25 protein-coding genes are annotated in these 24,101 nt (G+C 49.9%); 7 read left to right on the plus strand and 18 right to left on the minus strand.

The window, feature by feature from the left end; all coding sequences use genetic code 11:
- Window positions 1–46: 46 nt before the first annotated feature.
- The gene (locus C0K55_RS09395; protein WP_001516199.1) at window positions 47–1,117 is read right to left on the minus strand and encodes an acyltransferase family protein; all 1,071 of its coding nucleotides are present in this window, start codon (window positions 1,115–1,117) and stop codon (window positions 47–49) included.
- Between the two features lie 261 nt (window positions 1,118–1,378).
- Between C0K55_RS09395 and lolC the strand changes: the two genes are divergently transcribed.
- From lolC to cobB, 5 genes are read left to right on the plus strand one after another with little or no spacing between them, the layout of a single operon-like run.
- Window positions 1,379–2,578, plus strand: coding sequence for a lipoprotein-releasing ABC transporter permease subunit LolC (lolC, locus tag C0K55_RS09400; RefSeq protein WP_000284703.1), 1,200 nt, complete (start codon window positions 1,379–1,381; stop codon window positions 2,576–2,578).
- Window positions 2,571–3,272, plus strand: a complete 702-nt coding sequence (gene lolD / locus C0K55_RS09405; protein ID WP_001033706.1) for a lipoprotein-releasing ABC transporter ATP-binding protein LolD — start codon at window positions 2,571–2,573, stop codon at window positions 3,270–3,272. Before lolC ends, lolD begins: the two co-directional genes overlap by 8 nt.
- A complete protein-coding gene (gene lolE, locus C0K55_RS09410; RefSeq protein WP_001251382.1) occupies window positions 3,272–4,516 on the plus strand; it encodes a lipoprotein-releasing ABC transporter permease subunit LolE in 1,245 nt (414 codons plus the stop codon). Before lolD ends, lolE begins: the two co-directional genes overlap by 1 nt.
- A 27-nt stretch (window positions 4,517–4,543) precedes the next feature.
- Complete coding sequence (nagK, locus tag C0K55_RS09415) at window positions 4,544–5,455, plus strand: N-acetylglucosamine kinase (RefSeq protein WP_105266239.1); 912 nt, start codon at window positions 4,544–4,546, stop codon at window positions 5,453–5,455.
- Window positions 5,456–5,470: 15 nt separating this feature from the next.
- Window positions 5,471–6,292 (plus strand): Sir2 family NAD+-dependent deacetylase, encoded by an 822-nt coding sequence (gene cobB, locus C0K55_RS09420; RefSeq protein ID WP_016248601.1) that lies wholly within the window; start codon window positions 5,471–5,473, stop codon window positions 6,290–6,292.
- 138 nt (window positions 6,293–6,430) lie between these two features.
- Here cobB and C0K55_RS09425 read toward each other — a convergent pair whose 3' ends face one another.
- From C0K55_RS09425 to potA, 6 genes are read right to left on the minus strand one after another with little or no spacing between them, the layout of a single operon-like run.
- A complete protein-coding gene (locus C0K55_RS09425; RefSeq protein ID WP_105266238.1) occupies window positions 6,431–7,216 on the minus strand; it encodes a TPM domain-containing protein in 786 nt (261 codons plus the stop codon).
- Entirely contained in the window at window positions 7,213–7,668 is a 456-nt protein-coding gene (locus C0K55_RS09430) for a DUF3592 domain-containing protein (RefSeq protein WP_105266237.1), read from the minus strand. Before C0K55_RS09430 ends, C0K55_RS09425 begins: the two co-directional genes overlap by 4 nt.
- A gap of 58 nt (window positions 7,669–7,726) precedes the next feature.
- A complete protein-coding gene (gene potD, locus C0K55_RS09435) occupies window positions 7,727–8,773 on the minus strand; it encodes a spermidine/putrescine ABC transporter substrate-binding protein PotD (protein WP_000759322.1) in 1,047 nt (348 codons plus the stop codon).
- Window positions 8,770–9,564, minus strand: a complete 795-nt coding sequence (gene potC, locus C0K55_RS09440; RefSeq protein ID WP_000580316.1) for a spermidine/putrescine ABC transporter permease PotC — start codon at window positions 9,562–9,564, stop codon at window positions 8,770–8,772. The genes potD and potC overlap by 4 nt, the downstream gene beginning before the upstream one ends.
- The gene (gene potB, locus C0K55_RS09445; protein WP_000799418.1) at window positions 9,561–10,418 is read right to left on the minus strand and encodes a spermidine/putrescine ABC transporter permease PotB; all 858 of its coding nucleotides are present in this window, start codon (window positions 10,416–10,418) and stop codon (window positions 9,561–9,563) included. Before potB ends, potC begins: the two co-directional genes overlap by 4 nt.
- Window positions 10,402–11,538, minus strand: a complete 1,137-nt coding sequence (gene potA / locus C0K55_RS09450) for a spermidine/putrescine ABC transporter ATP-binding protein PotA (protein ID WP_000531593.1) — start codon at window positions 11,536–11,538, stop codon at window positions 10,402–10,404. Before potA ends, potB begins: the two co-directional genes overlap by 17 nt.
- Before the next feature lie 249 nt (window positions 11,539–11,787).
- On the opposite strand from potA, the gene pepT reads away from it, so the two are divergent.
- Entirely contained in the window at window positions 11,788–13,014 is a 1,227-nt protein-coding gene (gene pepT / locus C0K55_RS09460) for a peptidase T (protein ID WP_016248603.1), read from the plus strand.
- 48 nt (window positions 13,015–13,062) lie between these two features.
- Here pepT and roxA read toward each other — a convergent pair whose 3' ends face one another.
- From roxA to rluE, 8 genes are all read right to left on the minus strand, one after another.
- Window positions 13,063–14,184 carry a [50S ribosomal protein L16]-arginine 3-hydroxylase gene (gene roxA, locus C0K55_RS09465; protein ID WP_105266236.1) on the minus strand — a complete coding sequence of 374 codons (1,122 nt, stop codon included), beginning with the start codon at window positions 14,182–14,184 and terminating at the stop codon, window positions 13,063–13,065.
- A 75-nt stretch (window positions 14,185–14,259) separates the two neighbouring features.
- A complete protein-coding gene (gene phoQ / locus C0K55_RS09470) occupies window positions 14,260–15,720 on the minus strand; it encodes a two-component system sensor histidine kinase PhoQ (RefSeq protein ID WP_105266235.1) in 1,461 nt (486 codons plus the stop codon).
- Entirely contained in the window at window positions 15,720–16,391 is a 672-nt protein-coding gene (gene phoP / locus C0K55_RS09475; RefSeq protein ID WP_001265481.1) for a two-component system response regulator PhoP, read from the minus strand. Before phoP ends, phoQ begins: the two co-directional genes overlap by 1 nt.
- Window positions 16,392–16,550: 159 nt before the next feature.
- Window positions 16,551–17,921, minus strand: coding sequence for an adenylosuccinate lyase (gene purB, locus C0K55_RS09480; RefSeq protein ID WP_000423722.1), 1,371 nt, complete (start codon window positions 17,919–17,921; stop codon window positions 16,551–16,553).
- 3 nt (window positions 17,922–17,924) lie between these two features.
- On the minus strand, window positions 17,925–18,566 hold the full coding sequence (gene hflD / locus C0K55_RS09485) for a high frequency lysogenization protein HflD (protein WP_001516208.1): 642 nt from the start codon (window positions 18,564–18,566) through the stop codon (window positions 17,925–17,927).
- Between the two features lie 34 nt (window positions 18,567–18,600).
- A complete protein-coding gene (mnmA, locus tag C0K55_RS09490; RefSeq protein WP_001516209.1) occupies window positions 18,601–19,707 on the minus strand; it encodes a tRNA 2-thiouridine(34) synthase MnmA in 1,107 nt (368 codons plus the stop codon).
- 53 nt (window positions 19,708–19,760) lie between these two features.
- Complete coding sequence (gene nudJ, locus C0K55_RS09495; protein WP_000476079.1) at window positions 19,761–20,222, minus strand: phosphatase NudJ; 462 nt, start codon at window positions 20,220–20,222, stop codon at window positions 19,761–19,763.
- A gap of 9 nt (window positions 20,223–20,231) precedes the next feature.
- Window positions 20,232–20,885 (minus strand): 23S rRNA pseudouridine(2457) synthase RluE, encoded by a 654-nt coding sequence (gene rluE, locus C0K55_RS09500; RefSeq protein WP_001516210.1) that lies wholly within the window; start codon window positions 20,883–20,885, stop codon window positions 20,232–20,234.
- 171 nt (window positions 20,886–21,056) lie between these two features.
- Here rluE and icd point away from each other — a divergent pair, with 171 nt between their 5' ends.
- On the plus strand, window positions 21,057–22,307 hold the full coding sequence (gene icd / locus C0K55_RS09505; protein WP_000444487.1) for an NADP-dependent isocitrate dehydrogenase: 1,251 nt from the start codon (window positions 21,057–21,059) through the stop codon (window positions 22,305–22,307).
- Window positions 22,308–22,420: 113 nt separating this feature from the next.
- Here the strand turns inward: icd and C0K55_RS09510 are convergent, their stop codons facing one another.
- From C0K55_RS09510 to C0K55_RS09520, 3 genes are all read right to left on the minus strand, one after another.
- The gene (locus tag C0K55_RS09510; protein ID WP_105266234.1) at window positions 22,421–23,563 is read right to left on the minus strand and encodes a site-specific integrase; all 1,143 of its coding nucleotides are present in this window, start codon (window positions 23,561–23,563) and stop codon (window positions 22,421–22,423) included.
- Window positions 23,553–23,789 (minus strand): excisionase, encoded by a 237-nt coding sequence (locus C0K55_RS09515; protein WP_000088653.1) that lies wholly within the window; start codon window positions 23,787–23,789, stop codon window positions 23,553–23,555. Before C0K55_RS09515 ends, C0K55_RS09510 begins: the two co-directional genes overlap by 11 nt.
- 139 nt (window positions 23,790–23,928) lie before the next feature.
- On the minus strand, window positions 23,929–24,101 hold a 173-nt coding region (locus C0K55_RS09520), incomplete at its 5' end, for a DUF4222 domain-containing protein (protein WP_105283416.1).

Genomic DNA, 24,101 nt, shown 5'->3' on the forward strand with positions numbered 1-24,101 from the left:
ATCGACATGGTTTAGCAAATTGAATCGCCCCGGCTGGGGCGATGGCTTAGCGAGAGTAACTGGTTGCAGGCAGAGAAGGCGGGGAGAACAACAGATCGTTGAATGCGCGTTGTGAAAATTTTCGCACCAGCAAGCCAGCCAGTGTGCAAATCAACAAACTGACAAAGGGATAAACCAGCAGGAGCGCCAGTTCGATTGGCGGCGACCAGCGCGCCGCGTTTATTTGCGGAATCAGACTTAAGCTGAATATCTCTACCAGAATGCGATGGGTGGTGTAGATGGCGATGGTGTTGGAACCAATCACATTCAACAGGCTGAGGGAACGCATACCGAAGCGCTGCTCGAACTGATAAAACAGCTTCATAATCACCACAATCGACACCAGCGACAGTAGTAGCGACACGTTCAACAACCAGGCTCCGATCGCCAGAACAGCCAGCAGCACTGCTATCAACAGATGGCGACGTAGCGGCACCTCTTTAACGTAGGTCATCAACGTTGAGCCAAACCATGCGCCAAGACTGTAATAAGGCAAATTGCGGATCACACTGTTCATCCCCCACCACGGTGTGGGAACGAAATTAACAGCCACGCTCATCAGTACAAACAGGGCGAATAACGGCAGTGCCTGGCGGTTAAAAGCTTTACACACCACGAAATAGACGATTAAGGCATACAGATACCACAAGCTGGTGCTGGCGGTGGCCATCCCATGCAGGAACTCGCCGGTGGAATCGGCATAAGCAGCATTGGCGGTATTGTTTAAATCGCGCTCTGGTGCCAGCCATTGGTTGAGCGCGCTCAACGCCAGCCACTGGACAATGCCCCAAAGCGCCAGCACCCAAAAGATGCTCCAGATGCGTTTATCGACACAATTACCCCACGGCACGCTGTCGATGTAGCGGCGAATCAAATAGCCGGATATAAAGAAAAAGACCGGCATCCGAAAGGGTGCAAGGTAAAGATTGAAATAGATCCAGCATTTGCTCAAGACTTCCGATAACGGATGCTGGAAAGTGGTCAGATGCGGATAAAAGGTAACAACCGAGTGATAAACCACCACCAGGCAAATACATAACCCTTTGATCTGATTAATCCATAGCTCTTTTTGTTTCATCAGGACAACACGCTCATAAAATTTAACATGCCGTTGATCCTGCGGGGTGAGCGGCGTGGTGTAATGCGTATCTGTCTGTATTTGGTTATTTTTCAGATAAAGATCAGGTTACAAGGCAGATGAGAAAACGAGACACTTTAGCCGATTGATTTACTGATACTTTTCAGATTAGCCCTGACGATCACTTACAGTTCAGGCGTTTACCCATCCTGCTTTCGCTTATATACTCGTGTCTTTGCTAACAGCAACCAGACGGATTTCATGTACCAACCTGTCGCTCTATTTATTGGCCTGCGTTACATGCGTGGGCGTGCAGCGGATCGCTTCGGTCGTTTCGTCTCCTGGCTTTCTACCATCGGCATTACCCTCGGGGTGATGGCGCTGGTCACGGTATTGTCAGTGATGAACGGTTTTGAGCGCGAACTGCAAAACAACATCCTTGGCCTGATGCCACAGGCAATTCTCTCTTCGGAGCATGGCTCCCTTAACCCGCAACAACTCCCGGAGACTGCGGTCAAACTTGACGGCGTAAATCGTATTGCGCCTCTCACTACAGGTGATGTGGTGCTGCAAAGCGCGCGCAGCGTGGCGGTCGGGGTGATGCTGGGTATCGACCCGGCGCAAAAAGATCCGCTAACCCCGTATCTGGTCAATGTGAAGCAAGCCGACCTCGAACCGGGGAAATATAATGTCATCCTCGGTGAACAACTTGCCTCACAGTTAGGTGTCAATCGCGGCGATCAAATCCGTGTGATGGTGCCGTCTGCCAGCCAGTTTACGCCGATGGGGCGTATTCCAAGTCAGCGTCTGTTCAATGTGATTGGCACTTTTGCTGCCAACAGTGAAGTCGACGGCTATGAAATGCTGGTGAATATTGAGGATGCCTCGCGTCTGATGCGTTACCCAGCGGGTAATATCACCGGCTGGCGTCTGTGGCTGGATGAGCCGCTGAAAGTCGACTCTTTAAGCCAGCAAAAACTGCCAGAAGGCAGCAAGTGGCAGGACTGGCGCGATCGTAAAGGCGAGTTGTTCCAGGCCGTGCGCATGGAAAAAAATATGATGGGCCTGCTGCTGAGTCTGATTGTCGCCGTTGCAGCGTTTAACATTATTACATCGCTGGGGCTGATGGTAATGGAGAAGCAGGGCGAAGTGGCGATCCTACAGACACAAGGCTTAACTCCACGACAAATCATGATGGTCTTTATGGTACAAGGAGCCAGCGCTGGCGTTATCGGTGCGATCCTGGGCGCTGCGCTTGGTGCACTGCTTGCCAGCCAGTTAAATAATCTGATGCCGATAATCGGCGTCCTGCTTGATGGCGCGGCGTTACCGGTCGCTATCGAACCTTTACAGGTCATTGTTATTGCGCTGGTGGCGATGGCTATCGCGCTGCTTTCTACGCTTTACCCTTCCTGGCGCGCTGCCGCCACTCAACCCGCTGAGGCTTTACGTTATGAATAAGATCCTGTTGCAATGCGACAACCTGTGCAAACGCTATCAGGAAGGCAGTGTGCAAACCGACGTGCTGCACAATGTCAGTTTCAGCGTGGGCGAAGGCGAAATGATGGCCATTGTCGGTAGCTCCGGTTCTGGCAAAAGTACCTTGCTGCATTTACTGGGCGGGCTGGATACGCCAACCTCCGGTGATGTGATTTTTAGCGGTCAGCCGATGAGCAAACTGTCGTCGGCGGCGAAAGCGGAACTGCGCAACCAGAAGTTGGGCTTTATTTATCAGTTCCACCACCTGCTGCCGGACTTTACCGCGCTGGAAAACGTCGCTATGCCGCTGCTGATTGGCAAGAAAAAGCCTGCTGAAATTAACAGTCGGGCGCTGGAAATGTTAAAAGCTGTGGGGCTGGAGCACCGGGCGAATCACCGCCCGTCAGAACTTTCTGGCGGTGAGCGTCAGCGTGTGGCGATTGCCCGGGCGCTGGTTAATAACCCGCGTCTGGTGCTGGCGGATGAACCTACTGGTAACCTCGATGCGCGTAACGCTGACAGCATCTTCCAGTTGCTCGGAGAATTGAATCGCTTGCAGGGCACTGCCTTTCTGGTGGTTACTCACGATCTGCAACTGGCGAAACGTATGAGCCGTCAACTGGAAATGCGTGATGGTCGTCTGACGGCGGAACTGAGCCTGATGGGGGCGGAGTAATGGCGATGCCTTTATCGTTATTAATTGGCTTGCGTTTTAGTCGCGGACGGCGACGCGGCGGCATGGTGTCGCTGATCTCCGTTATTTCTACCATTGGCATTGCCCTGGGCGTGGCAGTATTGATTGTCGGTTTAAGTGCGATGAACGGCTTCGAACGTGAACTGAACAACCGCATTCTGGCAGTGGTGCCGCATGGTGAAATTGAAGCGGTGAATCAGCCGTGGACGAACTGGCAAGAAGCACTGGATAAAGTGCAGAAAGTGCCGGGTATTGCCGCCGCTGCGCCATATATCAATTTCACGGGGCTGGTGGAGAGCGGTGCAAATTTGCGCGCTCTGCAGGTAAAAGGTGTTGACCCACAGCAGGAACAGCGACTGAGCGCGCTGCCATCGTTTGTCCAGGGAGATGCCTGGAACAATTTTAAAGCCGGTGAACAGCAGATTATTATCGGCAAAGGCGTGGCGGATGCGTTGAAAGTGAAGCAGGGCGATTGGGTGTCGATCATGATCCCGAACTCAAACCCTGAGCATAAGCTGATGCAGCCGAAACGTGTGCGCTTGCAAATTACCGGAATTTTGCAGCTAAGCGGTCAACTTGATCACAGTTTTGCCATGATCCCGCTGACGGACGCTCAACAATATCTTGATATGGGTTCCAGTGTGTCAGGTATTGCCCTTAAAATGACGGATGTTTTTAACGCCAACAAGTTGGTACGCGATGCGGGTGAAGTGACCAACAGCTATGTCTATATCAAGAGCTGGATCGGTACTTACGGCTATATGTATCGGGATATCCAGATGATCCGCGCCATTATGTATCTGGCAATGGTACTGGTGATTGGCGTAGCCTGTTTCAACATCGTCTCCACCTTAGTGATGGCGGTGAAAGACAAGAGCGGCGATATCGCAGTATTGAGAACGCTGGGTGCTAAAGACGGTTTAATTCGCGCTATTTTCGTCTGGTATGGACTACTGGCGGGGCTGTTTGGCAGCCTGTGTGGCGTGGTTATCGGCGTGGTGGTTTCGCTGCAACTTACTCCGATTATTGAGTGGATTGAAGGTCTGATCGGTCATCAGTTCCTCTCCAGTGACATCTATTTTATTGACTTTCTGCCATCGGAATTACACTGGCTGGACGTCTTCTACGTACTGGTCACAGCATTGTTGCTGAGTCTTTTGGCAAGTTGGTATCCGGCGCGGCGCGCCAGTAATATTGACCCTGCGCGAGTCCTTAGCGGCCAGTAAGGCAGTACATTAAAACAAGGAGTGGCAATGTATTACGGGTTTGATATTGGTGGGACGAAAATTGCGCTTGGCGTGTTTGATAACAATCGGCAACTGCAATGGGAAAAGCGGGTGTCGACGCCGCGTGACGGCTATGACGCATTTTTAGATGCGGTGTGCGAGTTGGTGACCGAAGCTGACCTGCGTTTTGGCTGTAAAGGTTCTGTTGGCATTGGCATTCCTGGAATGCCGGAAACGGAAGATGGCACTTTGTATGCCGTCAATGTTCCTGCTGCCAGCGGTAAACCGCTGCGTGCCGACCTGAGCGCACGTCTTGATCGCGATGTGCGCCTTAATAACGATGCCAACTGTTTTGTCCTTTCTGAAGCCTGGGATGAGGAATTTACCCAATATCCGTTGGTGATGGGGTTAATTCTTGGTACTGGCGTTGGTGGCGGGCTGGTATTCAACGGTAAACCGGTGACGGGAAAACGCTATATTACCGGCGAGTTTGGGCATATGCGTCTGCCGGTCGATGCGTTAACCATGATGGGACTGGATTTCCCGTTACGCCGTTGCGGTTGTGGCCAGCATGGCTGTATCGAGAATTATCTTTCTGGTCGCGGTTTTGCGTGGCTGTATCAACATTATTATCATCAACCGTTGCAGGCTCCAGAGATTATTGCGCTTTACGATCAAGGCGATGAGCAGGCAAGGGCGCACGTTGAGCGTTATCTGGATTTATTAGCGGTTTGTCTGGGAAATATCCTGACTATCATTGACCCTGATTTGCTGGTCATTGGTGGCGGGTTATCCAATTTCCCGGCAATCACAACGCAACTAACGGACAGGTTGCCTCGTCATCTCTTACCTGTAGCTCGTGTCCCACGCATTGAGCGTGCGCGTCACGGGGATGCAGGAGGAATGCGTGGAGCTGCCTTCTTACATCTTACCGATTAATCAATAGAGGTTGCTATGCTGTCGCGTCGGGGTCATCGGTTAAGTCGTTTTCGTAAAAACAAACGCCGCCTGCACGAGCGTTTGCGTCAGCGTATTTTTTTCAGAGATAAAGTGGTGCCGGAAGCAATGGAAAAACCAAGAGTACTCGTACTGACAGGGGCAGGCATTTCTGCGGAATCAGGTATTCGTACCTTTCGCGCTGCAGACGGCCTGTGGGAAGAACATCGTGTAGAAGATGTCGCGACGCCAGAAGGCTTTAACCGCGATCCTGAACTGGTACAGGCATTTTATAACGCCCGTCGCCGTCAACTACAGCAGCCAGAAATTCAACCTAACGCTGCGCATCTTGCATTGGCAAAACTGCAAGACGCCCTGGGCGATCACTTTTTGCTGGTGACGCAGAATATCGATAACCTGCATGAACGCGCGGGCAATACCAATGTGATTCATATGCATGGGGAATTGCTGAAAGTACGCTGTACGCAAAGCGGGCAGGTGCTCGACTGGACGGGCGATGTCACGCCAGAAGATAAATGCCATTGCTGCCAGTTTCCGGCACCGCTGCGCCCACACGTGGTGTGGTTTGGTGAAATGCCGTTCGGTATGGATGAAATCTATATGGCGTTATCGATGGCGGATATTTTCATTGCTATTGGCACGTCCGGGCATGTTTATCCGGCAGCAGGATTTGTCCACGAAGCGAAGCTGCATGGCGCGCATACGGTTGAACTGAACCTTGAACCGAGCCAGGTTGGCAATGAGTTTGCCGAGAAATATTACGGCCCGGCAAGTCAGGTCGTGCCAGAGTTTGTTGAGAAGTTGCTGAAGGGCTTATAAAGCAGAAGTCATTGCCTGATGCGCTACGCTTATCAGGCCTATAAAAGGGCACAATTAATTGAATTTGTGGGTTTTGTAGGCCGGATAAGGCGTTCACGCCGCATCCGGCATAATACACGCGCATTTTACCGACCTCTTTTAACTTTTACTCGGCCATGACAGCGCGGCAAAAAACGTACAGACACCAATCAGCACCGCCCAGAGCGGCGATATTCTGGCAATCGTAAAGCTATTATCGATACACAGGCATAAAGCCTGATAGCCCATATTGGCAACAGTCATAGCTACTGCAAATTTTAGCGCATAAATAAAACGTGTCGTGTAGTAAAAGATCCTGGAAAATAAGACAAACGCTGCAGCCCAGGAGATAAAACCTAATGTCGAGGTGCTGCCTGGCGGATCACTCTCATGCTTTTGTTCGGGATGCGGATAATATGTCAGTGGCGGCGTCGGTTGTTTTAATATCTGTGCTTGTAAAATATCCAGTGCATTATTCATACCCTGATACCAGAGATCAGCATTTAAATAAGCCAGTGTGTAATTTTCTATCAGCCGTCCCAGATGTTTATCGTCCATACTGCTTTCAACCTGGCCGTTGGTTATCACAATTAACCGTGGCTCCCGGGTAGTAAAGATTAACAGAACACTCCCTTTTACATCAGTCAATGAAGATGACGCATGCGCCAGCATCGCTTTGCCATTTTTCCTGAGACTGGTTTCATTGATGTCAGGAACAACCACGATAAATGGCGCAATCCCGGTTTGTTGACGAAAGATCTCCGCTTTACGCGCGATATCCTCGCCATCGGGAACGGTGCCAGTGGTATCCGTAAAGAATGTTTTCATTACGGGTATTACAGGCTGGCTTATTCCCGCCAGTGGCAGAAAAATCAGTAAGTAAAGCAATATAAATAACTTTTTCATTGACGGGATTTCCTTTTCCTGCGCGTCTTTTTAGAGGAGGGCATACTGATTAATAAACCGACGGCGATAAAAATAACGCCCATCATGCCGATAAATCCCCATTTGAAAAAATTAACCCACGGGTTATTTATTTCAGCCTTTTCAGGATGTCCTGGAGGATAATAAACATTAACTTTATCGCCTTCGCTGTTTTCATAAAAAGTACTACCGATACTCGAATTGAAAATGAGCGTGTAGTCTGGCGTAGGACGAAATGCGACAACAGGATGCCATGAACCATCATTACCGATCTGGCGTGAATTGTGCCAGACGGTATCAACAATGATCCCTTCGGTATGTACAGTATTTTTGCTGTAGGTGAACTGGTTATAAAAGATAACAATAGAAATAAGGAGGAGTATCAGACCGACTCCAGGGAAAACGCGGGATAAAATTTGATTGTCCTGACTCATAAGCAACATCCTTGCTTAATAAAAAAGCGGGCGGTAATAACTCCGCCCGCTTGCTGAATTAACGTCCTGCTTTCAGCTTCTGATAATACTCTTCATAAATGCTGCTGGCTGAGCCAACGTCACTCTGCCATTCGCCATTTTTGATGGTTTCGGCATCCGGATAGAGGGTCTTGTCGTTCGCCACTTCCGGGCTTAACAGTTTACGTGCGGCGAGGTTTGGTGTTGGATAACCAATAGTTTCCGCAACCTGTTTTGCCACATCCGGACGTAGCAGGAAGTTGATCAGTTTCAGCGCGCCTTCTTTGTTTTTGGCATTTGCTGGAATAGCCAGGCTGTCCATCCAGAAAATGCCGCCTTCTTTCGGCCAGACCACGTCAATTGGCGTGCCTGCCTGACGGGCAACGAAAGCAGAACCGTTCCAGATCATGCCGAGGTTAACTTCGCCTTCCATGTACGGGTTAGCCGGGTTATCGGAGTTAAACGCCGCTACGTTTGGCATCAGCTTTTTCAGCTCGTTATACGCGGCTTCAATCTCTTTCGGATCGGTGGTGTTGCCAGAATAACCCAGCTTACGCAGTGCCATCTGGAACACTTCACGGGCGTCGTCGGTCAGCAGCAGGCTGCCTTTGTATTCAGGCTTCCACAAATCGGCCCAGCTCGTCACGGATTTCGGATCAACCGCATCACCGTTAACGCCAATCGCCGTCGCGCCCCAGATATACGGAATGGAGTAATCGTTATTCGGGTCAAATGGCTTGTTGAGCATTTCTGGATCGAGGTTGCTGAAGTTCGTTAACTTCGACTTGTCGATCTTCTGGATCATCCCTTCTTTACGCATTTTATCGACGTAATAGGTTGAAGGAACCACTAGGTCATAAGCACCGTCTTTGTACGTTTTCAGCTTGGCGTACATGGTTTCATTCGACTCATAAGTCGAATAGATAACTTTAATGCCGGTTTCTTTAGTGAACTGTTCCAGCAGTCCTGGCGGTACGTACTCGGTCCAGTTGTAGAAATACAGCGTGTTGTTGTCATCGGCGTGAGCGGCGCTCATGCCCAGTGCCAGAGCACCCGCCGCGAGCAGGTGGCGTGACCATTTTTTCATTTAACGTCCCCTGTGTTACCTTTCGTTTTATCACGAGCAATAAGCTGGCTGGCAATCACCATCACCAGCGACAGCACCAGTAAAATGGTTGCCAGCGCGTTAACTTCCGGCGATACGCCGACTTTGACCATCGAATAAATTTTTAACGGCAGAATTTCATAGCTCGGCCCGGTGACAAACGACGAAACTACCACATCGTCCATGGACAGGGTAAAGCTTAACACCCAACCCGCCGCCACCGCTGGCATTGCCAGTGGCAGAATGATTTTCCGCAGAATGGTGAACTCGCTGGCACCGAGATCTTTCGCTGCTTCCAGCATCCGCACATCAAAGCCTTTCAGACGCGAATACACCGTCACCACCACAAATGGCAGGCAGAAGGTAATGTGTGAGAACAGCAGCGACCAGAAGCCAAGCTGAATACCCAGCAGCATAAACAGCACCAGCAGGGAAATCGCCATCACGATATCTGGCGACATCATTACCACAAACAGCATCCCGCTAACGAACGGCTTACCGCGGAAGCGATAGCGGTACAGCGCAACAGCCGTCAGTGAGCCAATAAGCGTAGCGAATGTCGCTGAAAACACCGCCATCGTCAGTGAATGTTGTGCTGCTTGTAACAGACTATCGTTGTTCATCAGCAGGCTATACCATTTGGTGGTAAAACCCTGCCAGTTGATGCCAAAGCGCGAGCTGTTAAAGGAGTTCACAATCAAAATGATGATTGGAATATACAGGTACGCATAGATAGCGGTCATAAAACCGCCGCGGAGCAGTCGACCGATCATTCGAGTTCCACCTTCTTGTTCAGCAAACGAGAAGCGCGCCAGTAAACCAGCAGCATCAGACCCATTACGATAGTCAGGGTAATACTGGTCGCGGCACCAAACGGCCAGTCGCGAATGTTGAGGAACTGCACTTTGATGACGTTACCGATCAGCAGGTTTTTCGCACCGCCCATCAGGTCAGAAACATAGAACAGGCCCATTGCTGGCAGCATCACCAACAGACATCCGGCAATAATCCCCGGCATGGTCAGTGGGATGATGATGCGGATAAAAGTCTGCAACTTGCTGGCACCGAGATCGCGAGCCGCTTCCAGCAATGGTTTATCCAGCTTTTCAATACTGGAATAAAGTGGCATCACCATAAACGGCAACAGGATATATACCAGACCGATAATCACCGCGCTGGGGGTGAACATGATGCGAATTGGGGTATCAATAACGCCCAGCCACAGCAAGAACTCGTTGAGATAGCCTTTGGTGCTGAGGAAAATTTTCAGGCCATAGATACGAATCAGTGAGTTGGTCCAGAACGGCACAATCAACAGAAACAGTAACAGCGGACGCACCTTGTGTGGCAGTTTAGCCAGAAACCAGGCAAACGGGTAGCCCAGCACCAGGCAGGCTATAGTCGCGATCAGCGCCATATTCAGTGAGTGCAGCAGCACTTCAAAATAGAGCGGATCGAGCAGACGGGCGTAGTTCTCCAGCGTAAAAACCATTTTGACGAAACTGGCGTCGTCGCGGGTCAAAAAGCTGGTGCCAATGATCATCAGGTTGGGCAGAAAGACAAACAACACAAGCCAACCGACAATAGTGACAATCACTACATTCTGGAACTTACTTGTGTTCTTCATCAGCCAGTACAACCTCCCAGCTTTCTACCCAATTAATGGCCATTTTCTGGTCGAGAGAATGGTCAAAGTCAGGATCGTCTTCATTAAAGAATTCGCTGACCATCACCATCTTGCCATTTTCCAGTTCGACAACTGATTCCAGCGTCATACCTTTGTAGTTGCGTTCGCGAACGTAGCCAATAAGCCCTTCGACGTGGTTGTCATCGTTGATTTCGTCAACGCGTAAGTCTTCCGGGCGCAGCAAAACATGCAACTTTTGCCCTGGTTCAACAGCGAAGTTAACGTAAATATTACATTCGCGGCCTTCAACGTTGGCTCGTACGCGTTGTTCGTCGAGACGCTCGATCACCGTGGCGTTGAACATATTGATTTCGCCAATGAATCCGGCAACAAACAAGTTTTTCGGCTCTTCGTAAATTTCACGCGGCGTGCCGTCTTGTTCAATGCGACCATCGCGCATCACCACAATTCTGTCCGACATGGTGAGCGCTTCTTCCTGATCGTGGGTGACGAAAACGAAAGTAATGCCAAGCTTACGCTGTAAAGCTTTCAGCTCGTTCTGCATCTGTTTACGCAGTTTGTAATCCAGCGCGGAGAGCGATTCATCCAGCAGCAACAGGCGAGGCTTGTTAACCACCGCGCGGGCAATGGCTACGCGTTGCTGTTGACCGCCAGAGAGTTGATGAGGTTTGCGTTGAGCGAAGGTCTCCAGTTGCACCATCCGCAGAGCCTCCATCACGCGAGGCGTAATTTCAGCAGCGGGGGTTTTTTGCATACGCAAGCCAAAGGCCACATTTTCGAACACGGTCATGTGGGGGAATAGCGCGTAGCTTTGGAAAACGGTGTTCACATAGCGGTTTTCCGCCGGAACGTGGGTGATGTCCTCGTTATCCAGCATGATGCGTCCAGAATCAACAGTTTCCAGACCTGCAATCAGGCGAAGAACGGTTGTTTTACCGCAGCCAGAAGGGCCAAGCAGCGTAAGGAACTCGCCATTGTTGATAGTCAGATCCAACTGGGGAATGACTTCTTTACCATCAAAGCATTTGCGAATTCCCGCCAATTGCACCAGCGGTGAAAGCGAACTCGGTTGTTTATTCAATTTTTTACTCTGTCCCATGTAAACGCAACGGATGGCTTACCGATGCGGGGTTTGTGGTTAACCACCTTGGTGACTCTTAATGAGGGCGGTAATTCTACGGCAAACCATCGTAATCGCCAATCCTTGTTGTGAATTACTGGCTTAGCTTTATATTGATTAAGGTAATGTTGATAAATATTCCCGCTTGCAGGGGTAAAAGTGACCTGACGCAATATTTGTCTTTTCTTGCTTCTTAATAATGTTGTCACGAAAAGTGAGGGTGACTACATGGATAAACTACTTGAGCGTTTTTTGAACTACGTATCTCTGGATACCCAATCAAAAGCGGGGGTGAGACAGGTTCCCAGCACGGAAGGCCAGTGGAAGTTATTGCATCTGTTGAAAGATCAGCTTGAAGAGATGGGGCTTATCAATGTGACCTTAAGTGAGAAGGGCACATTGATGGCGACGTTACCGGCTAACGTTCCAGGCGATATTCCGGCGATTGGCTTTATTTCTCATGTGGATACCTCTCCGGATTGCAGCGGTAAAAATGTAAATCCGCAAATTGTTGAAAACTATCGCGGTGGTGACATCGCGCTGGGTATCGGTGATGAAGTCTTATCACCGGTGATGTTCCCGGTTCTGCATCAACTATTGGGGCAGACGTTGATCACCACCGATGGTAAAACCTTGTTAGGTGCAGATGATAAAGCGGGTATCGCAGAAATCATGACCGCGCTGGCAGTATTGCAGCAGAAAAACATTCCACACGGCGATATTCGCATCGCCTTTACGCCAGATGAAGAGGTGGGCAAAGGGGCAAAACACTTTGATGTTGAAGCCTTTGATGCTCGTTGGGCTTATACCGTTGATGGCGGTGGCGTAGGTGAACTGGAGTTTGAAAACTTTAATGCCGCATCGGTGAATATCAAAATAGTCGGCAACAACGTTCACCCTGGCTCGGCAAAAGGCGTGATGGTTAATGCGCTGTCACTGGCAGCACGCATTCATGCGGAAGTTCCGGCGGATGAAAGCCCGGAAACTACCGAAGGTTATGAAGGTTTTTATCACCTGACGAGCATGAAAGGCACCGTTGAGCGTGCCGATATGCACTACATCATTCGTGATTTCGACCGTAAACAGTTTGAAGCGCGTAAACGTAAGATGATGGAAATTGCCAAGAAAGTGGGCAAAGGGCTACACCCTGACTGCTACATTGAACTGGTGATTGAAGACAGCTACTACAATATGCGCGAGAAAATCGTTGAGCATCCGCATATTCTTGATATCGCCCAGCAGGCGATGCGCGATTGCGATATTGAACCGGATCTGAAACCGATCCGTGGCGGCACCGACGGTGCACAGTTGTCATTTATGGGATTGCCGTGCCCGAACCTGTTTACTGGCGGTTATAACTATCATGGTAAACATGAGTTTGTGACCCTGGAAGGAATGGAAAAAGCGGTACAGGTGATCGTGCGTATTGCCGAGTTAACGGCACAACGGAAGTAAGCGAAAAGGGATGCGGCATGTGATGCCGCATCCGGCTTAGATTCAAACTTATCCTTCGAAGAACCAATACCCGCTATTGACCAGCGCCGCGAGCATCGCGAGGAACGATGGATCTTCCAGCGCAGCGCCAAAATTCTCGGCGGTCAGAGCAATATTGCTGGCGAGTGCCTCCAGCGCCGGACGGTGTGGAGAATCGATCTTTTCACCATTAGCATATACTTCATCACCAATACGCAACACGCGCAGACCACCCAGACGTACCAGTACATCACCTTGTTTCAGCGCGTCGTATATTTCATCCGGTTGATAAGGCGGTTCTGGCGGAGCGATATCCAGTTCATGCCGTGACTGGGAGATAAATTCGCCAAACCACTGTTTAAAGTGTTCTGGCTGGTTGATCAATTCAAGCATCATCTCACGCAGTTTATCCATCTCCTGCGGCAGAACGTCCGCCGGATGGGCGCGAGGAGGGATATCCGGATCACTGTAATAATTACCGCCCAGCTCACGTTGCAGAACATAATCGGCAAAACCGCTGATCAGCTCCCGCGTATTCGGTGCACGAAAACCGACAGAATAGTTCATCGCATTTTCCAGCGCGTAGCCTTCGTGCGGGAATCCTGGCGGAATATAAAGAATATCGCCTGGCTCCAGTTCTTCGTCGATAATTGCTTCAAACGGCTCGACCTGTAGCAGATCCGGATGCGGGCAGTGTTGCTTCATCTGCAGCTTTTCACCCACCCGCCAACGACGACGACCGGTGCCCTGAATAATAAAAACGTCGTACTGATCGAGATGTGGACCGACGCCGCCGCCAGGTACGGAAAATGAGATCATCAGGTCGTCAATGCGCCAGTCTGGTAATTCACGGAACGGACGCATCAGCGCGGCGGTTGGCTCATGCCAGTGATTCACTGCCTGCACCAGCAATGACCAGTTGGTCTCACCGAGATGATCGTAGCTTTCGAATGGACCGTGGCTGACCTGCCATTTGCCATCCTGATGACTGACCAGCCGACTGTCGACTTCCGTTTCCATTGCCAGACCTGCCAGCTCGTCTGGAGAGATCGGGTCAATAAAATTATTAAAGCCGCGTTTTAACACCACCGGACGTTTCTGCCAGTGGCGTTTAAGAAAATCGGGCCAGTTAAGGGTAAGTTGGTATTCCATATTAAGCGTCCATAGGCGGGTATCTGCAACCGATTATAACGGATGCTTAACGTAATGCGTGAAGAAAGGGCATATTTATTCACCCTTTGGTGCAGAATGCTGGCGACCAAAAATGACCTCCATTCGTGCGCCGCCGAGCATACTCTCTCCGGCGATGATTTTTCCGTCGTATTGCTCGGTAATTTCACGGGCGACAGCCAGACCAACACCTTGTCCGGGACGCAAAGTATCTATACGTTGGCCGCGGTCGAAAATGACTTCACGCTTGCTTAATGGAATTCCCGGGCCGTCATCCTCGACCACAATATAGAGATGATCTTCGGTTTGCCTCGCTGAAATTTCCACGAACTCAAGACAGTATTTACAGGCGTTATCCAGTACGTTGCCCATCACTTCGACAAAGTCATTCTGCTCGCCAACAAAACTGATTTCTGGCGAAATATCGAGAGAAATATTGACCCCTTTACGCTGATACACTTTGTTCAGCGCCGAGGTGAGATTGTCCAGTAACGGGGTAACGGGATGCAGTTCGCGGCTAAGCAGCGTTCCACCGCGCATACTGGCGCGATGCAGGTAGTAGCCGATTTGTTGTGAAATACGGCTGATTTGTTCCAGCATTACCGGCTCAGCATCACTGACGCTCATCTTTTCACTACGCAAAGAACGCAGCGTACTTTGCAGTACCGCCAGTGGTGTTTTCAGGCTGTGCGTCAGGTCGGTGAGCGTTGTGCGGTATTTGTCGTAACGTTCACGCTCACTCTTTAATAGCCGGTTCAGGTTACGCACCAGACTGGTCAGTTCTCGTGTCGTGGCTGGGTTGAGCAATTCGCGGTTATGTTCTTCCAGTTCGCGGACTTCTTTTGCCAGGGCTTCGATGGGGCGTAAACTCCACCAGGCGGCGACCCATAACAGAGGGATCACTAACAGCAGGTTGGCTGAGAGCACGTAGACAAACCAGCTCCACACCATATAGGAACTTTTAAGCTCCACCGGAATAGTATCCACCACCACAATGGTTAACTTCGGCATCCGCGACGTTGCCGGGTAGATGTTCACCGCCACCGAGTGGGTCATCTCTGCGTCGTCGTCATCTTCTCGTACTTCCTGTAACTGTTGCTGTATCGAATGATCTTCACTCAGCAAGATGCTGGTGTCGTTAACATCCGCTTCGATTTCATGGAAGCCATTTGATTTCAGCCAGTCAGGCTGGATCATTTTCATCAGCCAGGGAACGTCACGCTGCGCCCATAAAAGTTGCCCGTTCTCATCATAAATTAGCGTCATGGTGGGGCTTTGCTTGTCGATATTTTCTGGTAACTCGACATGCAACTTATTGTTTTCCCACTTTGCGAGGGTATAGAACAAATTGCTCTCGCCGCGTAACAGGCGAAACGTGGTTTTATCGAAACTGACGCTATAACCGATCAGCGCGACCATTCCGTAGGCCAGCGAAAGCACCAGTACTACCGCCGCCGTCGCTAACAGAAAACGTACCCGCAGCGAAAGCGGGAAAAAAAGACGCAGTAATTTTTTCATCAGCGCAATTCGAACAAATAACCCTGGCCGCGAACGGTGGTAATCACTTCTTGCGGATATTGCGCCTGAATTTTTTTGCGCAGACGCCCCATGAGTACATCAATGGTATGGCTTTCCCGCAATTCGGCGTCCGGGTAGAGTTGTAACATCAACGAATCTTTGCTGACCACTTTGCCATTATTACGAATCAACGTTTCCATAATGGTGTATTCAAACGCGGTCAGTTTGATCACTTCGTCATTAATCGATAGTTCACGGCGGGAAAGATCAACCTGAAACGGTGGCAGCGAAATAACCTGTGAAGCCAGACCACTATTACGACGCATTAATGCCTGCATCCGCGCCATCACCTCTTCAATATGAAACGGTTTAGTCACGTAATCGTCAGCGCCGGCGCTTAATACTTCGACTTTGTCCTGCCAGCTTTCACGGGCGGTTAATACCAGAATCGGCAGTGAAACATCATTGCTGCGCCAGCGGCGGATCAGTGACAGACCGTCTTCGTCAGGCAAACCGAGATCGACAATTGCAATATCTGGCAAATGTTCATTGAGATAATAATCTGCTTCTTTGGCATCTTCTGCGTCATCGACCTGATGACCAGCGTCCTGAATCTGAACTTTAAGATGGTGACGTAACAACGCATTGTCTTCGACAACCAGTACGCGCATTTTTATTTCTCCCTGTCTTAATTATTAAAATAGTGTAACGCGATTATGTGTTTATGGGAGTAAACATTAATTAAACCAGCGGGTAGGGGAGATAATACGGGAAAAGATCAGCTTAAGAAGCAGGCCGGACAGCATCGCCATCCGGCATTGATATGGGTGTTATTTCAGCTCATCCACCATTGTGATGGCGCGACCAATGTAGTTAGCAGGGGTCATCGCTTTCAGGCGCGCTTTCTCTTCTTCCGGCAGCGCCAGACCGTCGATAAATTGCTTCATGCCTTCGGCGTCAACGCGTTTACCGCGAGTCAGTTCTTTCAGCTTCTCGTACGGTTTTTCGATGCCATAGCGACGCATAACTGTCTGGATCGGCTCAGCCAGCACTTCCCAGTTGTGATCCAGTTCATCCAGCAGATGGTCACGGTTCACTTCCAGTTTGCTCACGCCTTTCAGGGTGGACTGGTAAGCAATTAGCGCATAACCGATGCCCACTCCGAGGTTACGTAGCACGGTAGAGTCGGTCAGGTCACGCTGCCAACGGGAAACCGGCAGTTTGCTGGCCAGGTGCTGCAACACCGCGTTGGAAAGCCCCAGGTTACCTTCGGAGTTTTCGAAGTCGATTGGGTTAACCTTGTGCGGCATGGTGGAAGAACCAATCTCACCGGCGATGGTTTTCTGTTTGAAATGGTTAAGGGCGATATAACCCCAGACGTCACGGTCAAAGTCGATCAGAATGGTGTTAAAGCGCGCGATGCAATCAAACAGTTCGGCAATGTAGTCGTGCGGTTCAATCTGGGTGGTGTACGGGTTCCACTGAATACCCAGTGAGGTGACAAACTCTTCACTGAACTGATGCCAGTCAACTTCCGGATACGCGGCGATGTGGGCATTATAGTTACCGACCGCGCCGTTGATTTTGCCGAGGATTTCCACCTGATTAAGCTGGCGGAACTGGCGCTCCATACGATAAGCGACGTTAGCCATCTCTTTACCGATGGTTGACGGCGTCGCTGGCTGACCGTGGGTACGGGATAGCAGCGGAATATCGCGATACTGAACAGCCAGATCTTTAATGCCGTCAATCAGTTGACGCCAGTACGGCAGGATCACTTCATCACGCGCGGTTTTCAGCATCAATGCGTGGGAGAGGTTGTTGATGTCTTCTGAGGTGCAGGCAAAGTGAATAAATTCAGAAACTGCGTGCAGTTCTGGGATCTCAGCCACTTTTTCTTTCAGGAAATACTCAACCGCTTTAACGTCGTGGTTAGTGGTACGCTCAATGGTTTTGATTCGCGCCGCATCTTCTTCACTGAAATTAGCGACGATTGCATCAAGGTAACCGATTGCGTCGGCAGCAAAAGCAGGAACTTCCTTGATCGCTGCGTGCGCGGCCAGTTTTTGCAGCCAACGTACTTCAACTTGTACACGGAATTTCAGCAAACCATATTCGCTGAAAATCCCGCGCAGCGCGCTGACTTTATCGCCGTAGCGTCCGTCGACAGGGGAAACGGCGGTCAGTGAGGATAATTCCATAGATCACAACTCCGGGGTTAAATGAGCAAGAATTTGTTTTGCCTGAGTGGTCAGGCGATTACGAGAAAACATCAGTTGTAGACGTCCGCCGCCAACCTGGTGCCAGAGCACGGCGGCGCGAATGCCTGCCAGCAGGGTAGCGCGAACTTTCGCCTGCACCTGTGGGCTTTGCAGTACGGCAGGGGAACCGGTGACCTGAATACGTGGGCCAAGTGGGCTGATAACATCAACATAAATAGCAGCCATTGCGCTCATCAGCGTTTCCGACTGTAAATCGAAATGTTCGAGCTGGCGTTGCAGGCCGTTAATCCGGTTACCCAGAGTGTCGAGCGCACCTTTGGCAGACGAGAGTTTGCGCTCAAGCACCATCAGGCTAAGGGTGTAGCGGGTTAACTCAGCGTTTAAACCCTGGCGACTGCTGGCATTGAGCACGCCGAGCAGGGTTTCCAGCCCGACGCGCAGGTTGGCTTCGCTGCCGCCAAAAACCGCCAGCGTGGAGCTGGGGTTCACATCGATAATACTGTTGAGTGAGACGTGTAGCGCATCAGCATCACAATGCCCCTGGTGAGCAAGCTGTTGTACCAGGCGTGCCGCCTGACAAATACCGGCCAGGGCGAGGGTGATGTCATAGTAATTCTTTGCCACGTTCACTGCTTCCTTGTTTTAAGTAAGAAAATAATCAGACTGGCAGCGGCAGACGCTGCTCAATGATGCCGCCGCCGAGGCACACTTCACCGTTATAGAAGACGGCGGATTGACCTGGAGTGACGGCCGCAACCGGCTCATCGAAAATCACTTCAATGCGATCATCATCCAGCGCCTTGACGGTGCATGGAATGTCAGTCTGGCGGTAGCGGGTTTTCACCGTGCAACGCATAGTGCCGGTGAAAGGTTCGCGATCGACCCAGTGCAGTTGCTGGGCAATCAATCCGACAGACATCAGACGTGGGTGTTCATGACCCTGCGCAACAATCAGAATGTTGTTCTCGACGTCTTTATCCACCACGTACCACGGCTCTTCAGTGCCGTCTTTGGTGCCACCGATGCCCAGGCCTTTACGCTGTCCGAGGGTGTGATACATCAGCCCCTGGTGCTCGCCAATCTCATCACCATCGACAGTAATGATTTTTCCCGGTTGCGCCGGGAGATAACGGCCAAGAAACTCGCGGAATTTACGTTCACCGATAAAGCAGATCCCGGTAGAATCTTTTTTCTTCGCGGTGACCAGACCGAGATCTTCCGCAATCTTACGTACCTGCGGTTTTTCCAGTTCGCCAACCGGGAACAGGCTTTGCGCTATCTGCTCATGGCTAAGTGTATAAAGGAAGTAGCTCTGGTCTTTGTTGCTGTCCAGACCACGCAGCAGGCGGCTCTTGCCATTGACATCTGCACGACGAACGTAATGGCCGGTAGCGATATAATCGGCACCTAAATCTTCGGCGGCAAATTCGAGGAAGGCTTTAAATTTGATCTCTTTGTTGCACAGAATATCCGGGTTCGGCGTGCGACCCGCTTTATATTCAGCAAGGAACAGTTCAAAGACGTTGTCCCAGTACTCGGCTGCAAAGTTGACAGTGTGCAGTTCAATGCCGAGCTTATCGCAGACAGCCTGGGCATCAGCCAGATCCGCTGCCGCCGTGCAATATTCCTCACCGTCGTCTTCTTCCCAGTTCTTCATAAACAGGCCTTCGACCTGATATCCCTGTTGTTGCAACAGCCAGGCAGAAACGGAGGAATCGACGCCGCCGGACATGCCGACGATCACTTTTTTTGCGGTTTCAGACATTGGATTACTCACGACATTGAACTTCAAGGCGGCGTATTCTATCACGCAGCCTTTTAGATGACACCCTTTGTAAAAGGCCAGTTAAACTCGCCAATCATCTCCAGCGGATAATGTTGCCCGCTTTGATAACAACGAATACTTTCTGCCACTAATGGCGAGCGCAGATTTGGTGCCTGTAAAATCTCTTCAGCACTGACCCAACGGCAACAGTCGATATCACTGTCATGAGGGTGTGTTGGGCATATTTGCTCAAGCTCAATGGCAAACAGGAAGCGCAAAAATGGCGTCTTATCCGGCGCAATCCACTGATGCATACGGATGAAATATTGCGGTTGCGCGCTGATGCCGGTTTCTTCCCACAGCTCACGCGCCGCTGCTTCTGTTAATGTTTCATCCGCCTCCAGATGCCCGGCGGGTTGGTTCCATAACGCTTTACCATTAATCGTCTCTTCAACGACTAAAAATTTGCCTTCTGCGTGCACCACGCAGGCAACGGTAACGTGCGGTTTAAACATTTTGCGTCCTTATTCTGTCGCTTCTCGCCATTCGCCATTGGCAAGATTATCCAGCGTGTAATTACCCATCGCATAGCGAATCAGTCGCAGCGTGGGGAAACCAACATGGGCGGTCATGCGGCGCACCTGGCGATTACGTCCTTCATATAAGGTGATCTTAAGCCAGGAGGTAGGAATACTTTTACGCTCACGAATTGGTGGATTACGTGGCCATAACCACTCCGGTTCTTCAACCAGTTCCACACCTGCGGGCAGGGTAGGGCCATCATTTAAGGTTACGCCATTGCGCAAGGCTTCAAGTGCGTCTTGCGTGGGAATGCCTTCCACCTGCACATAATAGATTTTTCCGGTGCGTTTGCCCGGCTGGGTTAAACGCGCCTGTAACGCGCCATTATTCGTCAGCACCAGTAACCCTTCGCTATCTCTGTCGAGACGACCTGCCGCATAAACGCCCTGAACAGGGATGAATTCTTTTAATGTTTTGCGCCCGGCTTCATCGGTGAACTGCGGAAGAACATCGTAGGGTTTATTGAACAGGATCACGCGCGTGGGCTGGTTTTCAGGTTTGCGCCTGGTGGAACGTTGCGAGCTGAATCGCTTAACCTGGTGATTTCTAAAAGAAGTTTTTTGCATGGTATTTTCAGGGTTTATGAATTGCCGCATTATAGCCTAATAACGCGCATCTTTCATGACGACAAACAATAGGGTAGTATTGACAAGCCAATTACAAATCATTAACAAAAAATTGCTCTAATGCATCCGTGTGGCAGGACGCAAACGCATGTGCAACGTGGTGGCAGACGAGCAAACCAGAAGCGCTCGAAGGAGAGGTGAATGGAAAGTAAAGTAGTTGTTCCGGCACAAGGCAAGAAGATCACCCTGCAAAACGGCAAACTCAACGTTCCTGAAAATCCGATTATCCCTTACATTGAAGGTGATGGAATCGGTGTAGATGTAACCCCAGCCATGCTGAAAGTGGTCGACGCTGCAGTCGAGAAAGCCTATAAAGGCGAGCGTAAAATCTCCTGGATGGAAATTTACACCGGTGAAAAATCCACCCAGGTTTATGGTCAGGACGTCTGGCTACCTGCTGAAACCCTTGATCTGATTCGTGAATATCGCGTTGCCATCAAAGGCCCGCTGACTACTCCGGTTGGTGGCGGTATTCGTTCTCTGAACGTAGCACTGCGCCAGGAACTGGATCTCTACATCTGCCTGCGCCCGGTTCGTTACTACCAGGGCACTCCAAGCCCGGTTAAACACCCTGAATTGACTGATATGGTCATCTTCCGTGAAAACTCGGAAGACATTTATGCAGGTATCGAGTGGAAAGCTGACTCTGCTGACGCTGAGAAAGTGATCAAATTCCTGCGTGAAGAGATGGGGGTGAAGAAAATTCGCTTTCCGGAACATTGCGGTATCGGCATTAAGCCGTGTTCTGAAGAAGGCACCAAACGTCTGGTACGAGCAGCAATCGAATACGCAATTGCCAACGACCGTGACTCAGTGACCCTGGTGCACAAAGGCAATATCATGAAGTTCACCGAAGGCGCGTTTAAAGACTGGGGTTACCAGTTGGCGCGTGAAGAGTTTGGCGGTGAACTGATCGACGGCGGCCCGTGGCTGAAAGTCAAAAACCCGAACACCGGCAAAGAGATCGTCATTAAAGACGTGATTGCTGACGCATTCCTGCAACAGATCCTGCTGCGTCCGGCTGAATACGACGTTATCGCCTGTATGAACCTCAACGGTGACTACATTTCTGACGCACTGGCAGCACAGGTTGGCGGTATCGGTATCGCCCCTGGTGCAAACATCGGTGACGAATGCGCACTGTTTGAAGCCACCCACGGTACAGCACCGAAATATGCCGGTCAGGACAAAGTAAACCCAGGCTCTATCATTCTCTCCGCTGAGATGATGCTGCGCCATATGGGTTGGACTGAAGCGGCTGACCTGATTGTTAAAGGTATGGAAGGCGCAATCAATGCCAAGACCGTAACCTATGACTTCGAACGTCTGATGGAAGGCGCTAAACTGCTGAAATGTTCAGAGTTTGGTGACGCGATCATCAAGAATATGTAATCACTACATGTGTTAAATATTGAAACGGGCGTATAACACGCCCGTTGTTTTATGATGATTTAAAATCTTCCCCAAAACTTTCCCCAAAACCCTTCCCCAAAACTGGCTATTTTCTATGCTGTTTTGATATCTACGATAATCCAGTCTTTACCACGATCATCATTGTATCGGTCGGTCATTTTTCTGGATTTATGACCTAACAACTTTTGCGTATCCAGACCCTGTTCCCGATATAACCGTTCTGACAGAGATCGCTGCTCATGAAATGTGGGCGCAGTTCCTTGCTCCCATTTTATGCCACATTTTTCCCTGGCCTTTTTAAAAGCCGTTGTAAGAGTATTTGCAGACACCTGGTCTCCTCTGTTTGCTTGAGAGGTAGTGTGACGGTAATGGACCAGATATTTACTAACAACAGCATCCCTGCACTGAGATATAACTTCACGAAGGGTAATATTCAGAGCATCGCATTTCAGGTTAAGCGGAATAGCAAGTTTTGAACCGGTTTTTTCCTGAGTAATGTGCAACATGTCGTCCCAGATATCAGAGAATTTCAAATTGCAGATATCGCCTAAACGTTGTCCAGTGACAAGAGCAAGTAGCATCCCGCATTTTAAATAGGGCTGCCGTCTGCTTACGCTGTCAAATATTGCCTGCCATTCGGGCAGTGATAATCTTTGGCGGTTTACTCGATTTCGCGGTTGTTTTGTTGCCTGCGCTGGGTTAAATCCTGGCGGAACATGTCCGGCGTGTTGTGCTTCTTTGAAGACGTCGATCAACACCATTCTCACGACTTGCGCCATCCTGTTATGACCTTCAGCCTTTACAGCATCAATTATTTCGGCAATATCAAGTGCGGTAATATCCTTGAGGTGTTGCATTCCACAATGCTCACGGAAAAGACGAATGGGTTTGCCTTTTTGCCGATAGGAGTTGGGTCTTAGTTCATTATGTTGCAGCCTGTCCTCCTGGATAGAAATATATTTATCAAGCCATTCTGTCACCGTAATGTCTGAGCGCCTGCCTTTCATTCTTTCCAGACGCTCATTGACGCTTAATATTTGTCGGGTACGTTGTTCAGCAATAATGGTATTTGCTTCAGTAGCAACTTGTTTTGCTTCATTCTCATCAGTTCCTAAGCTATGAAAACGACCGGATAGTGGATGTTTGTATTGCCAATATACCTTTCCGGTTCGCTTATCTAATTTGCAATATAAATTGGGTATAGAGATTTTGTGAGATCGGGGGCTAGCAGCCATCAGCGATTATCCGTTGGAGTTTTGGGTTTGCGTTTATTGGGAGTTGCGGTTCTGCAAGCGTTCCTACAAAACGGGAATTTCGGTCAATCATCCAGTAGCGACCAACTTTTATAGCGGGTGGGGCCATCATTTTCCCTTGCGCGTATTTTTTCAGAACTCGCTCACTTGGTGCTAAGTCCCCAAATTCTTCTTTAGCCCAGTCCTGTAAAGTGATTAGTCGAGACATTTGTCCTCCTCTTAGCTGCTGAGGGAGTTTGTGACCGATATATCTGACATGATATTAAGCTCATGGCAGGTACATCTCTTGACTGGTCATAGAGATAAATTTAATGCTGAGAAATGCAGTATTGAATTTATCAATTTTTCTATTTCCTGCGTATGGCACGTAACTTCTTAATGTGTTCTGCTGTATCGATCTCTTCGGCTATCCGCTCTGATTCCACTTTACTCACAGGTTCAAAGTCATGATTAAAGCGGAACATGCTGGCGATACATGTTCTGCCTTTTCGGATGTAGTGAACTTTGTTGTGGGTAGAAC

It is taken from the genome of Escherichia sp. MOD1-EC6098 (assembly GCF_002965865.1).
Taxonomy (GTDB): domain Bacteria; phylum Pseudomonadota; class Gammaproteobacteria; order Enterobacterales; family Enterobacteriaceae; genus Escherichia; species Escherichia marmotae.

Bases quoted from the DNA above. Each gene is read 5' to 3' on its own strand.
- potC (WP_000580316.1), bottom strand. From the start codon at position 9,564: ATGATCGGTCGACTGCTCCGCGGCGGTTTTATGACCGCTATCTATGCG.
- C0K55_RS09425 (WP_105266238.1), bottom strand. From the start codon at position 7,216: ATGAAAAAGTTATTTATATTGCTTTACTTACTGATTTTTCTGCCACTG.
- phoP (WP_001265481.1), bottom strand. From the start codon at position 16,391: ATGCGCGTACTGGTTGTCGAAGACAATGCGTTGTTACGTCACCATCTT.
- cobB (WP_016248601.1), top strand. From the start codon at position 5,471: ATGCTGTCGCGTCGGGGTCATCGGTTAAGTCGTTTTCGTAAAAACAAA.
- lolE (WP_001251382.1), top strand. From the start codon at position 3,272: ATGGCGATGCCTTTATCGTTATTAATTGGCTTGCGTTTTAGTCGCGGA.
- C0K55_RS09510 (WP_105266234.1), bottom strand. From the start codon at position 23,563: ATGGCTGCTAGCCCCCGATCTCACAAAATCTCTATACCCAATTTATAT.
- roxA (WP_105266236.1), bottom strand. From the start codon at position 14,184: ATGGAATACCAACTTACCCTTAACTGGCCCGATTTTCTTAAACGCCAC.
- nudJ (WP_000476079.1), bottom strand. From the start codon at position 20,222: ATGTTTAAACCGCACGTTACCGTTGCCTGCGTGGTGCACGCAGAAGGC.
- pepT (WP_016248603.1), top strand. From the start codon at position 11,788: ATGGATAAACTACTTGAGCGTTTTTTGAACTACGTATCTCTGGATACC.
- mnmA (WP_001516209.1), bottom strand. From the start codon at position 19,707: ATGTCTGAAACCGCAAAAAAAGTGATCGTCGGCATGTCCGGCGGCGTC.
- lolC (WP_000284703.1), top strand. From the start codon at position 1,379: ATGTACCAACCTGTCGCTCTATTTATTGGCCTGCGTTACATGCGTGGG.
- C0K55_RS09515 (WP_000088653.1), bottom strand. From the start codon at position 23,789: ATGTCTCGACTAATCACTTTACAGGACTGGGCTAAAGAAGAATTTGGG.
- nagK (WP_105266239.1), top strand. From the start codon at position 4,544: ATGTATTACGGGTTTGATATTGGTGGGACGAAAATTGCGCTTGGCGTG.
- C0K55_RS09430 (WP_105266237.1), bottom strand. From the start codon at position 7,668: ATGAGTCAGGACAATCAAATTTTATCCCGCGTTTTCCCTGGAGTCGGT.
- potA (WP_000531593.1), bottom strand. From the start codon at position 11,538: ATGGGACAGAGTAAAAAATTGAATAAACAACCGAGTTCGCTTTCACCG.
- potB (WP_000799418.1), bottom strand. From the start codon at position 10,418: ATGAAGAACACAAGTAAGTTCCAGAATGTAGTGATTGTCACTATTGTC.
- rluE (WP_001516210.1), bottom strand. From the start codon at position 20,885: ATGCGGCAATTCATAAACCCTGAAAATACCATGCAAAAAACTTCTTTT.
- C0K55_RS09395 (WP_001516199.1), bottom strand. From the start codon at position 1,117: ATGAAACAAAAAGAGCTATGGATTAATCAGATCAAAGGGTTATGTATT.
- phoQ (WP_105266235.1), bottom strand. From the start codon at position 15,720: ATGAAAAAATTACTGCGTCTTTTTTTCCCGCTTTCGCTGCGGGTACGT.
- icd (WP_000444487.1), top strand. From the start codon at position 21,057: ATGGAAAGTAAAGTAGTTGTTCCGGCACAAGGCAAGAAGATCACCCTG.
- purB (WP_000423722.1), bottom strand. From the start codon at position 17,921: ATGGAATTATCCTCACTGACCGCCGTTTCCCCTGTCGACGGACGCTAC.
- lolD (WP_001033706.1), top strand. From the start codon at position 2,571: ATGAATAAGATCCTGTTGCAATGCGACAACCTGTGCAAACGCTATCAG.
- potD (WP_000759322.1), bottom strand. From the start codon at position 8,773: ATGAAAAAATGGTCACGCCACCTGCTCGCGGCGGGTGCTCTGGCACTG.